Origin of the sequence: Brevibacillus sp. HB2.2 (assembly GCF_013284275.1) — a bacterium.
In the GTDB taxonomy this organism is placed as follows: Bacteria; Bacillota; Bacilli; order Brevibacillales; family Brevibacillaceae; genus Brevibacillus; species Brevibacillus brevis_D.
Genome location: NZ_JABSUV010000002.1, coordinates 106,096 through 118,339 on the forward strand (window position 1 = coordinate 106,096; position 12,244 = coordinate 118,339).

At 46.9% G+C, this 12,244-nt stretch carries 10 protein-coding genes and 1 other annotated feature; of the genes, 6 read left to right on the top strand and 4 right to left on the bottom strand.

All coding sequences use genetic code 11. From position 1 onward, the window contains the following. Positions 1 to 98 precede the first annotated feature (98 nt). The 6 genes from resA to HP401_RS01805 all read left to right on the top strand — a co-directional run bounded on the left by resA (position 99) and on the right by HP401_RS01805 (position 7,261). The gene (gene resA, locus HP401_RS01780; RefSeq protein WP_012686102.1) at positions 99 to 623 is read left to right on the top strand and encodes a thiol-disulfide oxidoreductase ResA; all 525 of its coding nucleotides are present in this window, start codon (positions 99 to 101) and stop codon (positions 621 to 623) included. A 13-nt stretch (positions 624 to 636) separates the two neighbouring features. Then, positions 637 to 2,271, top strand: a complete 1,635-nt coding sequence (resB, locus tag HP401_RS01785) for a cytochrome c biogenesis protein ResB (RefSeq protein ID WP_173603951.1) — start codon at positions 637 to 639, stop codon at positions 2,269 to 2,271. A gap of 24 nt (positions 2,272 to 2,295) precedes the next feature. Then, positions 2,296 to 3,525, top strand: a complete 1,230-nt coding sequence (gene ccsB, locus HP401_RS01790; protein ID WP_173603852.1) for a c-type cytochrome biogenesis protein CcsB — start codon at positions 2,296 to 2,298, stop codon at positions 3,523 to 3,525. Positions 3,526 to 3,613: 88 nt separating this feature from the next. Then, entirely contained in the window at positions 3,614 to 4,330 is a 717-nt protein-coding gene (locus tag HP401_RS01795) for a response regulator transcription factor (protein ID WP_012686105.1), read from the top strand. Position 4,331: 1 nt separating this feature from the next. Then, the gene (locus tag HP401_RS01800) at positions 4,332 to 6,116 is read left to right on the top strand and encodes an ATP-binding protein (protein WP_173603853.1); all 1,785 of its coding nucleotides are present in this window, start codon (positions 4,332 to 4,334) and stop codon (positions 6,114 to 6,116) included. Between the two features lie 14 nt (positions 6,117 to 6,130). Next, the gene (locus HP401_RS01805; RefSeq protein ID WP_173603854.1) at positions 6,131 to 7,261 is read left to right on the top strand and encodes an HAD family hydrolase; all 1,131 of its coding nucleotides are present in this window, start codon (positions 6,131 to 6,133) and stop codon (positions 7,259 to 7,261) included. Positions 7,262 to 7,301: 40 nt separating this feature from the next. Here the strand turns inward: HP401_RS01805 and HP401_RS01810 are convergent, their stop codons facing one another. The 4 genes from HP401_RS01810 to HP401_RS01825 all read right to left on the bottom strand — a co-directional run bounded on the left by HP401_RS01810 (position 7,302) and on the right by HP401_RS01825 (position 11,722). Continuing rightward, positions 7,302 to 7,577 (bottom strand): hypothetical protein, encoded by a 276-nt coding sequence (locus tag HP401_RS01810; protein WP_041749386.1) that lies wholly within the window; start codon positions 7,575 to 7,577, stop codon positions 7,302 to 7,304. A gap of 13 nt (positions 7,578 to 7,590) precedes the next feature. Next, on the bottom strand, positions 7,591 to 8,874 hold the full coding sequence (locus HP401_RS01815; RefSeq protein ID WP_173603855.1) for an ArsB/NhaD family transporter: 1,284 nt from the start codon (positions 8,872 to 8,874) through the stop codon (positions 7,591 to 7,593). A gap of 117 nt (positions 8,875 to 8,991) precedes the next feature. Next, a complete protein-coding gene (gene serA / locus HP401_RS01820) occupies positions 8,992 to 10,575 on the bottom strand; it encodes a phosphoglycerate dehydrogenase (RefSeq protein WP_173603856.1) in 1,584 nt (527 codons plus the stop codon). Next, on the bottom strand, positions 10,568 to 11,722 hold the full coding sequence (locus HP401_RS01825; protein ID WP_012686111.1) for a pyridoxal-phosphate-dependent aminotransferase family protein: 1,155 nt from the start codon (positions 11,720 to 11,722) through the stop codon (positions 10,568 to 10,570). The genes serA and HP401_RS01825 overlap by 8 nt, the downstream gene beginning before the upstream one ends. Before the next feature lie 70 nt (positions 11,723 to 11,792). Then, positions 11,793 to 12,040, bottom strand: a binding site (T-box leader). Between the last annotated feature and the right edge of the window lie 204 nt (positions 12,041 to 12,244).

Here is a 12,244-nt window from a genome sequence, read left to right on the forward strand (position 1 = left end):
AATCTGTTCATAAGTTGTGCGCTGTCGGAAAAACTAGGAACGCTATAATAGAATGGAAAAAGGATGCAATTTATTAGCAGTAGATGGGAGTAGGCGTCATGAACAAAAGCAATCGTACATATGTCAGGATCGCGGTATTGGGTGTTTTGCTTGTAGCGCTGGTCTTTGCACTTTATTCCAGCTTTGTGAAGGACCCCGGTGCTGTGAAAGTAGGAAGCGACGCTCCGAATTTTAGTTTGGAACAATTGAATGGGCCAGAGCTGACTCTGGAAAGTTTGAAAGGAAAGGGCGTTATTCTGAATTTCTGGGGCACATGGTGTGAACCCTGTAAGAAAGAAATGCCAGCATTGCAAAAACAATACACGAAATTCAAAGACAAGGGATTGGTTGTACTTGGCGTCAATATCGGAGAATCTCCAGTTGCCGTAGACCCATTTGTAAAGCAGTTCGGGATTGACTTCCCTATTTTGCTCGATCGCCAATCGGAAATTACAAAGTTGTATCGAATCGGTCCGATTCCGACAACCTTTTTCATCGATCCAGATGGAGAAGTGAAGGAAGTTTTCATCGGGCAGTTAGATGAAGCGATGATTGAGTCGAAAATAACAAAAATCTTGCCGTAAGTGAGGAGCAATGATGGATCAGCGAAAATGCGAATGCGGTCATACCAACCCGGTTGGGACGCTGCTCTGTGAGTCTTGCGGGAAGCCTTTGAATGTGGAAGTCCACGAGCAGACATCGTTTCCTGACATGCGTTATGAAGGAATGGCAAGACGTTCTCAAACGAATAACACGAAGGTAATCGATCGAGTCTGGAACTTTTTTTCTTCGGTCAAAATTGCAATCGGTATCATTATTGTCATTTTGGTGGCGTCCGCAGTTGGAACCATCTTTCCGCAGCAAATGTACATACCAGTACCCGTACCGACAGAAGCAGATGTTGCCCGCTTTTATACAGAAACATATGGAATGATTGGTACGATTTTTTACGGCCTTGGATTTCACAATATGTACTCGTCCTGGTGGTTTGTGACGCTTCTGGTTATGCTCGGTACCTCTTTGGTTATCTGTAGTCTGGACCGGGTAGTACCGCTGTATAAAGCGTTAAACAAGCCGAGATTGAACCAGCACAAGTCCTTTTTGAAAGGGCAAAAGCTGTTTGCAGAGGGTGAGCTTGCTCCAGAAGCCAATCACGAAGCGATACTGGATGCCTCTGCTCTGGCATTGAAAGAAAAAGGATACCGCATTTTTCGCACAGAACGAGCGATTATGGCTGAAAAAGGCCGTTTTAGCCGTTGGGGTCCTTACATTAATCACATTGGATTGATTTTGTTTTTGGTCGGTACCTTAATGCGAAGCCTGCCTGGCTTTTACTTGGACGAGTACGTCTGGGTGCGTGAGGGACAAACAATGGCGATTCCGAATACCCCTTATTACATAAAAAACGAGAACTACACGACAGAGTATTGGTCAGAAGAAGAAATGCCGGAGCAACTGGAGCTTAAGGGCGGAGCCATCGTGAAGAGCTACCAGACAGATGCCATTTTGTATAAAAATAAAAGCGCTGACGTTCCAGGGAAAAAGCCGGATTTGGTAGAAGTGCAGAAGGGGCCGATCGTCGTGAATCATCCGATGGAACAGGACAGCCTCTACATTTATCAGAGCGGCGTGCAAGAGATGCAGCTTGGAGCGCTCAATTTTACAGTGGTCGATTTGAAAAACAATAAAAAAGAGGTCGGCCTTATCAAAATTGATCTGTACAATCCACAGCCAGAGCAAACCATTGCAGATGGGTTCACAGTACGGATTTTGGATTACTTCCCCGATTTTATAATGGGGAAAGATGGGAAGCCTGCGACAAAAACCAATTTGCCAAAAAATCCGATGGTCGCATTGGAGCTCATTGGAGACAAGGGCAATTATAATGAAAAATTGGTTTATCTAGAAGGAACCATTCTTACGCAGAAAAATGATCCTCGTTACGGACTCGACATCAAAATGCCTGATTTGGTCGATATTGCGGGGCTGAATGTACGGGTGGACAAAGCATTGCCACTGATTTATTTTGGTTCGTTCATTTTCCTTGCGGGCGTTGCAATCGGTGTGTTCTGGCAACATCGCCGGGTTTGGGTACAAACGCAAGAGGGAAGTATCATGGTAGCGGCTCATACGAATAAAAACTGGTTCGGTCTTCGTAGGGAAGTAGACGGGCTGGTTAAACAAGCGGAGCTCCCTGTCACGATAGAAGATAAAACAAAGGCCAAGGCCTAAAGCTTCAAAGGGGGTACTAACAACGTGCAGCTCATCCAACTGAGTGACTGGTTATTGGATATCGCGTTTTTGCTCTACGTGATCTCGTCTATCTTCTTCGCTGTAGCCGTGACGGGAAAAAACTGGGCAGGGCGTGATCCCAAACAACATGAAGGGCGCTATGGACGGATTGCGTATTGGTTAGCCGTTATCGGTTTTGTGGCGCAAACAGGGTATGTGGCTGCTCGCTGGATTGCCGGCGGCCATAGCCCGACGAGTAACATGTTTGAGTTTATGGCATTCTTGGATTACTGTATTATCTTGGCCTACTTAATTATTTACCGGATTTACAAGCTGACTTCGATTGGAGCGTTTGTCCTTCCGCTTGGGGTGATCATGCTCGCGTATTCGTACGTGTTCCCGAAGCAAATCACCGCATTGATTCCGTCTTTGCAGAGTTACTGGTTGCATATTCACGTGACTACCGCTGCACTGGGTGAAGGTATTTTGGCGGTTGGTTTTGCAGCGGGTCTCATGTATTTGATCCGTACCGTTCCGCAGCATATTTCCACCAAAAGCACGAAATGGCTGGAGATCGTGCTGGCTGTAGTTCTGATGCTCGTTGGATTCATTTTGATGGATTCTACGTTTGCGCGGATGGATCAAAAGACAGTATTTGAGATGAAGAAAGAAGAAATGAATGCTGTGGGTCAGAAGGTAAAACCAAAAGTGGAGTACATTCTGCCTGCAATTGTTGCGCCTGCTGATTCAACCATCATCAAGGAAGGCCCAATGTCACCACTCTTTGAGGCACCTACCTGGATGGAAGGAAAAGACGCCGCACGCAAATTGAACACGATGCTGTGGTCAGTCCTGACAGGGGCAATTTTGTATGGCGGCTTGCGTTTAATTTTCCGAAAACGATTAGGGGCTGCTATCAAGCCTTCAGTTGAGGGCGTCGATCCGGAGCTTCTGGACGAAATCAGTTATCGAGCAATCAGTATCGGATATCCGGTGTTTACTCTCGGGGCCCTTATCTTTGCGATGATTTGGGCAGAAGAGGCATGGGGACGATTCTGGGGGTGGGACCCGAAGGAAGTATGGGCATTAGTTGTCTGGCTCTTCTACAGTGCCTACCTGCACTTGCGTCTATCCAGAGGATGGATCGGTGCAAAATCAGCATGGATGTCCGTCATCGGCTTTGTCATTATTTTGATTACACTGGTCGTGGTCAATTTGGTCATTGCTGGTCTGCACTCTTACGCTGGGGTGTAGAAATTCCTCGAAAAGCTGGTTTTACCACCAGCTTTTTGGACTATCTTCTAACAGTTTTACGATAATATGAGAGCAAGAGGTGTTCCAGATGGAAAAAATGGCACGTATTCTCGTTGTGGATGATGAAGAGCGCATTCGCAGACTTCTGAAAATGTACTTGGAAAGAGAAAACTTCCTGATTGATGAAGCAGATAATGGAGAGCAAGCTGTCGAAATGGCTGTGGGCAGTGACTATGATATCATTTTGCTCGACTTAATGCTGCCAGGTATGGACGGGATCGAGGTATGCCAGCGTGTTCGTGAATTCAAGGCAACTCCTATTATTATGCTGACGGCAAAAGGGGAAGAAACGAACCGCGTTCACGGGTTTGAGGCAGGGGTAGACGATTATGTCGTGAAACCGTTCAGCCCACGTGAGGTCATGTACCGGGTAAAAGCGATTCTTCGTCGCTCGTCTGCAACAGCGTATTTGAAGACAGAGACATTCAACAGTCATTCTGTTCTTGTTTTCCCGGAATTGACCATTGACCACGATGCACACAAAGTCATCGCAAGTGGCCAAGAGGTGAGCCTGACCCCAAAAGAATATGAGCTACTGCACTACCTGGCATTGTCGCCGGATAAAGTGTTTACGCGTGAAGAACTGTTGAAAGATGTGTGGCACTATGAATTCTTTGGCGATTTGCGTACGGTGGACACGCATATCAAGCGTCTCCGCGAAAAATTGAACCGTGTTTCTCCACAAGCAGCCAATATGATCGCCACGGTTTGGGGCGTCGGATACAAGCTAGAGGTGCCTAAGTAAAGTGGACGTTATTTTTCGCAGTGTAGTCGGAAAGCTATGGATGACGATTATTGCTTTATTTGCTCTCGTCTTGACGATCTTCAGTTTGTTGCTCGTTCAATCCTTTGACAGCTTTTATAGCAATCGGCAGTCCAAAAATTTGCATGATCTGGCAGACGGTATCGCAGTCGGTTTGGCGCAAAGTCCAGATATGACAGCCGCTATGGAGATGGCTTCCAGGTTTGGCTTGGTCCATCATACGGGCATGGTCATTCTAGATGAAAAAGGAAAGCAAGTCAGTATGAGCGAAGGGGCTGGGCTTCCTCGTATTCCAATAGACCTTTTGCTCCAAAATCCTGCATTGGGTTTGACTGATGCGCTGGCAGGCAAGCATCCGGCAACCAAAACGATATATATTGATGTGAATAAATCCGCTGACCGTACAAATAACAAGCATGAACTTCTTGCGGTTGCTGTTCCTTTAGAAATGGGAGCAGGGAAAACGGGCGCAGTGGTCATGTATCAGGCGATTGAAGATTTTGATGATACGGTTAGGGAAGTCAGATTTTTAATCTTTGTGGTTGGCGTCATCGGATTTGTCTCTACCACTGTATTCGCCTTTTTCCTCTCATCGCGTATTGCGACTCCATTACGTCAGATGAAAGAAACGGCGCATCGTATTGCGGAAGGAGACTTTCATGCTGAAATCCCGATCAGGACCCAAGACGAGACTGGTGAACTGGCAGCTTCGTTTAACACGATGGCAAGCAAGCTCAATCAGTTAGTCGATGCACTGTCCAAAGAGAAGGAGCAGCTGGCGAGCGTTCTTAGAAGCATGGTAGATGGTGTTGTGATGATAGATGCGAACGGTAAGCTGGCCGTAACGAATCCGCCAGCGGAACGATTTTTGCGAGATTGGGATTTCGAGCATTCGGATGAGCCTGTGCCACTGTTCCCGTTCTATCAGCAGGTTTTGCAAACCGGACAGGAAGTGATAGAGGATATCCCTGTTCAAGGGCGGATATGGTCTGTTGTCATGGTACCTTTGAACGATAAGGATCAAATCCGTGGAGCGGTTGCTGTTCTTCGAGACATCACACAGGAACGAAAGCTGGATAAGATGCGGAATGATTTCGTGGCAAACGTATCCCATGAGTTGCGAACACCTCTATCCATGTTGCAAGGGTACAGTGAAGCGATTGTGGATGATATCGTAGCGACACCGGAAGAGCATAAAGAATTGGCGCAGATTATCTATGATGAGTCAGCGCGTATGACCAAGCTGGTGAATGAATTGCTTAGCCTGGCACGGATGGAAGCGGGGCATGTTGAATTGTTCCAGGAGACGATGGAGCTGCGTCCGTATTTGGAGCGCATTCAACGAAAATTCACCAATCTGGCGCGAGAACGCGAAATCCATCTCTTCCTTGAAATATCGACGACGCATACCCATGTGCTCATTGATCCTGATCGTATGGAGCAAGTGCTAACGAACTTGATCGATAATGCGCTGCGACATACGCCAAGTGGAGGAAGCGTCACCATTCGGGCTCGCGGGGATAAAACATTGCTGGTTGAGATCAGCGATACAGGCAGTGGCATCCCACAAGAAGATTTGCCGTTTGTTTTTGAGCGATTCTATAAAGCTGACAAGGCTCGTACACGTGGACGACTTGGTGGGACTGGTCTTGGACTAGCCATTGCGAAAAACCTAGTCGAAGCACATGGGGGCACTATTAGTGTGCAAAGTAAACTGGGTGAGGGAACGACTTTTACAATCGCCTTGATGCTGCATAAAAACAAATAGGAGTGTAGAGAGAAATGATCAAAACGATCTTATTTGATGTTGATGGGGTTATGTTGAGTGAAGAGCGATACTTTGATGCTTCTGCATTGACAGTGTGGGAATTTTTGTACAGCCCGCAGTATGTAGGGCTTGCTGGTGAGGAATTCACAGCTTCTCCAGAAGAAGCGCAAATCAGACGAGTGCGCGAGCAAGTTTTCGCTCATGATGAAGTGCTAAACTTTATCAAGTCACGTGGAATCAATTCCAACTGGGACATGGTTTTCCTCGCGTTTTCCTATCAATTGATTCGTTTGATTGAAGTGGTTAAAACGCAAGTTCCAGAAGCAACGAGCCTTCTTGTCGAACAAATCGATCGACCGCAACTGGCAAAAGTGAAAGAGTGGGCTGCCACTTATGCGCCAGATTTCCAGGTAGACTACGCAGCGTTCACCGCTGATTTTGCCAAAGGTTCTGCACAAAAAGCAGAAATGCTGCTCTACTTGAATCAGATTGCAAAAGAGCGTTGCGGTATTGCAACAGAAATGTTCTCTCGCAATAGTGATCTATGGCAGTTGATTCAAAAGACGTTTCAAGAATGGTATCTCGGTGACGAACGTGTGGCGGCATCGATTGGGCGTGAAACCATGCAGCCAGGTAAGAAGGGATTCTTGTCAGACGAGATTCCGATTGTACCACCTGCAGAAATGGTCGAGTTGTTCCGCACGTTAAAAGAAAAAGGATACACACTGGGAATTGGAACAGGGCGTCCTACCATTGAGACGCATGTTCCCCTCAGTGAGATGAACATACTGGAATGGTTTGACCCGAACCGTGTCGTAACTGCCTCTCACGTACTCGATGCGGAAGAAGCATTTCCTAGCTTTGCGCCTATGTCCAAGCCACACCCTTATTGCTATGTAAAAGGGTTGCTCGGACTCGATGCACCGATTAGCGATGCTGTCCATTTTTCATTACCAATCGAAAATGGAGAAGAGGTGCTGATCGTCGGCGATTCACTCGCTGATTTTCTAGCGGCTCGCTCAATCGGTTGCAAGTTTGCAGCGACATTGACTGGATTGTCTGGTCAAGATGCGCGCAGCAAGTTTGAAGAGGAAAAAGCAGATTTTATTCTCGATGATGTGCGCGATATCCTTTCCATTCTGTAGATAAAAAGACTCCGCCGTATGTAGAAACGGCGGAGTTTTTTTATTCCCAACTAATCGATTGCAAGCATTTGAAGCGAAAGGCATGAATCAAAAAGGATTCAATCATATTGAGACGGACGATTACTTCAAAGGAACCATCCTCTCGTGAAAAAAACAGGACATCTGTATAGTCTTTGTTCCCTTCAAAATAACGACGAACTTCTTTGACACGAGCTCGCATGGACTCAGATTTTACGACAATATGGTAGGTAGCATCTTGCTGTGAAATTTGTTCCTTGATCTCGATTTCCTCTTGATTATAGGTGTAATGGAACAAGAGTGATTCCTCCTCACCAAATAAAATAGCGTAGATAAACGTAGACATGAGCAATCAAGATTGACAGGATCATTAACGGGAAGGCGATCTTCATAAAGCTGAAAAAGCCGATATGATATCCTTCCTTGGCAGCCAAGCCAGCCACAATCACGTTGGCACTAGCCCCAATCAAAGTACCGTTACCACCTAAACACGCCCCGAGTGCAAGGCTCCACCAAAGCGGCTCCAAATTGGTGATCCCGAGGGAGCCCATTTCCTTGATCATCGGAATCATGGTAGCAACGAATGGGATGTTGTCAACAAAGGCAGAGGCGATTGCGCTCAACCAGAGGATTAACAGGGAGGTTTTAAGTGAATCTCCACCTGTCAATTTCATCGCTTCATTGGCGAGTTTTGCAATCACACCAGTTTCAACTAAACCGGAGACGAGAACAAATAGACCAATGAAGAAAAAGATCGTATTCCATTCCACTTTGCTTATCGCATCTTCTAGATAGTGTTCTCCTGTTAGCAGAAGTAAGAGAAAAGCACCTGTCAGAGCGATCGTGGCCGATTCTAAATGAAGCGCTCCGTGCAGCATGAAGCCTAGAATCGTCAGCGCCATGACGGTTAAGGACTTTTTCAGTAAACGGCTGTCGGTAATCTCATCACGCTCATTTAACTGCATGATTTTTGCACTCAACTCAGGTGATGTTACTAACTGCTTACGGTATATGAGCACCAAGCAAACAACGGTGACAGCCATAATCACGATGATAATTGGACTCAAATTCACGAGAAACTTCATAAAATCAAGCTCCGGCACAGAACTGCCAATCATGATATTCGGTGGATCACCGATCAACGTAGCAGTTCCTCCAGCATTGGAGGCGATAATTTCACTGATTAAAAAAGGAATCGGATTAAGCTGGAGCTGGCGCGCGATGCTAAACGTCACAGGTACGATGAGAAGTACAGTAGTAACGTTGTCCAAAAAGGCGGAGGCAATGGCCGTGATCAAGCTCAGGTAGACGAGGATACGAATCGGTTTGCCCTTTGCGATCTTTGCTGCACGGATGGCTACATACTTGAAAACACCGGTCTGCGCCGTAATGGCAACCAAGATCATCATCCCAATCAGTAGGCCGAGCGTGTTGAAGTCGATATGGTGAATTGCTTGTTCCTGTGTAATGATCCCGAACAAGACCATGAGAATTCCGCCAGACATGGCGACAATGGTTCGATGTAACTTTTCGCTAATAATAAATGCATAGGTAACTAAAAAGATACCAATAGCGAATAATGCCTGATTCGTCATAAGAAGCTCCTTCCTTGGTGTGCAGAATTATCTTGTCCCATTATAGCTCTAACCAAAATCAGGGTAAAGAAAAAGACCCGGCAAAAGGCCAGGTCTATTCTCTGTGAAAGGGAGAAGCTACAGTTCGATTTGTGTAACGCTTTTCACTTCCGCCAGCTCGCCCATCGTATCGAGAAGCTCTGGCGTCAATGGTTTGTCGACAGAGAGCATCATGATCGCGTCTCCACCGATATCACGGCGTCCTACCTGCATCGTTGCGATGTTCACGCTGTTTTCACCCAAGATGGAACCGACACGTCCGATCACACCTGGACGGTCATTATGGTGAATGTAGAGCAGATAGCCCTCAGGCGCTACGTCAATCGCAAAGTCGTCAATTTTCACAATACGTGCACCGTAACCATTGAGTCGCGTTCCAGCCACTGTGCGTGTCTCTTGCGTCGTTTTTAAGCTAACAGTCAGTAAGTTCGTAAAGCCCTTGTTTTGTGCTGTCTTTTGCTCCGTTACGGTGATGTCACGCACCTTTGCTAGAATCGGGGCGTTCACATAGTTGACTTCCTCGCCTAGACGGAAGGACAGTACACCTTTGAGGACTGTGCGAGTCAGCGGGGACGTGTCTACATCCGTCAATTCACCGCTATATTTAATGGAAATTTCCGAAATGGAACCTACTGTCACTTGGGCAAGGAAATGGCCCAGCTTTTCACCCAACGTAAAGTACGGTTGGACTTTTTCCATCACGTGTGCAGGAATCGAAGGCAAATTCACGGCGTTTTTGAATGGCTCGTTACGAAGAACCTTCAGGATTTCTTCCGATACGTCTACGGCCACGTTTTCCTGTGCTTCAATGGTCGAAGCTCCCAGATGTGGAGTCGTTACCACTTGAGGCAGACCGACGAGAGGGTTGTCTACAGGTGGTTCTTCTTCGAAAACATCCAGAGCTGCACCCGCGACTTTTCCAGTGGTAATCGCCTCGTAGAGAGCCTTCTCGTCAATGATTCCCCCGCGAGCGCAGTTGATCAAGCGAACGCCATCTTTCATTTTCGCGAATTCACGCGTGCTGATGATATGGTGGGTTTCTTTTGTCAGCGGAGTATGGACCGTAATGAAATCTGCTTTGCGGCAAATTTCATCCACAGTTGCGTTAGTTACACCCATTTTTTGCGCACGTTCCTCGGTCATGAAAGGATCGAAGCCCATGACGGTCATGCCAAATGCTTTCGCACGTTTCGCAACCTCAGAACCGATACGCCCCATACCGATGACTCCGAGTACTTTGTTGTTCAACTCAACCCCTTGGAAGCTTTTGCGATCCCATGTACCGTCTACTAGCTTCTTGTGAGCTTGAGGGATGTTACGAGCGACAGCCATCAGCATGGCAAACGAATGCTCTGCGGTGGAGATGGTGTTGCCGTCCGGAGCGTTGATGACCGGAATACCTGCTTGGGTGGCAGCGTTGATATCAATGTTATCGACCCCAACACCCGCGCGACCGACAGCCTTCAGCCTTTTGCCGGCAGAAAGTACTTCTGCTGTTACTTGGGTCTGGCTGCGTACGAGGAGTGCATCGTAGTCGACAATCACATCGATTAGTTCGGCAGGGGAGAGGTTTGTTTGACGAACAACTTCTACATCAGAAGCGTCCAAGAGCTGTTGAATTCCAAATTCGCTAAGTGGGTCAGTAATGAGTACTTTATACATGTGCGATGAGCACCTCCTGAGCAGCTTTTACACCAGCACCCAGTTCAACTGGAGCACCGATTTGGTGAAGCGACAATTCAATCGCAGAAATGACTTGCAGGACATCCAATGGCTCACAATAACCCATGTGCCCGATGCGGAAGATCTTGCCTTTCAGATGCTGCTGGCCGCCAGCAATTGTGATATTGAATTGCTGCGTTAACATTTTGCGGAGAGCTTCGGCATGAAAGGTACCCTCAGGATCGCAAGAAGTAACGGTCGTAGATGCGTACTGATCTTCTGCCATCAGTTTTATGTTTAATGCCCTCATCGCTGCGCGAGTCATGTCTCTCATTAGTTCATGGCGCTTTACGATAGCTGGCAAGCCTTCTTCCTCCATGATATCCAATACCTCGGCGAGACCGAAAATGAGGGATACAGCAGGCGTATACGGTGTTGTTTGCTCGGCCAAGCTCTTGCGGTATGCTTTCAGGTCCAAATAGAAGGCGAGCGATTTGTTTTGCTCAATCACTTGCCATGCGCGTTCACTCGCAGCGAGGAAGGCAAGGCCTGTTGGCAACATGAAAGCTTTTTGCGAGCCAGTTACTACGATATCGACACCCCAAGCGTCCATTTCGCATGGAACCGCACCAAGGTTACTTACCGCATCCACAATGAAGAGGGCGTCCGAATGAGTGCGGATTGCTTTCGCCAAGTCAGCAATCGGATTTTCTACCCCAGTGGATGTTTCACAGTACGTAGCAAATACGGCTTTTATTTGTGGCTTTTTTTGCAGGAATGTTTCAATCAGCTCAGGTGTAACCGCCTTGCCCCAAGGCACTTCCACGCGATGGGCGATGATGCCGTAGCGCTCACAAATTTTTGCAAAGCGCTCACCAAATGCACCGCTGACGAGGACGGCAGCTTCATCGCCTGGTTGAAGAGTGTTTACGACGCCCATCTCCAGTGCACTCGTTCCGCTACCTGCCAAGATGTATACGTCCTGCTTGGTGCCAAAGTAAGGCTTCAGTCTTTCAGCAGTACGGGCAAAAAGAGCGGAAAATTTGCCGCTGCGGTGTCCAATCATCGGTTGGTTCATCGCCGTTTGGACACGTGGTGGAATAGGGGTAGGGCCAGGGATTCTCAAAATCATTTTGTCTGCAAACATGGTTCTCTCCTCCTAAATAAGTGCATATCAAAAAAACCTCCCGTTCTCACACTGCTCCTATTACAGAACAGTGAGGGACGAGAGGCTTTGCTTCGCGGTGCCACCCTCATTCGCTCCTTTTTTCTCAAAAAAGAGCCTTGGTAGGTACATGACCTAAAAGAGATAACGGTTCTACCGTTTGCGTCTACTTGGATGGTGAATCCATTTTCAACGCAGCAGCTCAGAAGTGCTTAACCGTGGGAGAAATCGCCGATTCGCAGCAACCATCGGCTCTCTGGGGATTTCTCAATCACAGCGTTTCTTCGTCATCGCTGTTGTTTTATAAGGTGTTTCGTAAGATTTGTACTTACGATATCACGTCAAAATAACACCGTCAAGAAGAAAAACAAGAAAAAATGAACATTAATTATTTTATATCGGTTATCGTTCGTGAATAATACTCAATTTCATGCTAGAAACACTACGAAAACAACCAAAACACGAACGTTAAGATGTTTACATCACAAAAAATGGAAAAAACGC

Bases quoted from the DNA above. Each gene is read 5' to 3' on its own strand.
- resB (WP_173603951.1), top strand. From the start codon at position 637: ATGGATCAGCGAAAATGCGAATGCGGTCATACCAACCCGGTTGGGACG.
- HP401_RS01825 (WP_012686111.1), bottom strand. From the start codon at position 11,722: ATGTTTGCAGACAAAATGATTTTGAGAATCCCTGGCCCTACCCCTATT.
- resA (WP_012686102.1), top strand. From the start codon at position 99: ATGAACAAAAGCAATCGTACATATGTCAGGATCGCGGTATTGGGTGTT.
- HP401_RS01795 (WP_012686105.1), top strand. From the start codon at position 3,614: ATGGAAAAAATGGCACGTATTCTCGTTGTGGATGATGAAGAGCGCATT.
- HP401_RS01805 (WP_173603854.1), top strand. From the start codon at position 6,131: ATGATCAAAACGATCTTATTTGATGTTGATGGGGTTATGTTGAGTGAA.
- serA (WP_173603856.1), bottom strand. From the start codon at position 10,575: ATGTATAAAGTACTCATTACTGACCCACTTAGCGAATTTGGAATTCAA.
- HP401_RS01815 (WP_173603855.1), bottom strand. From the start codon at position 8,874: ATGACGAATCAGGCATTATTCGCTATTGGTATCTTTTTAGTTACCTAT.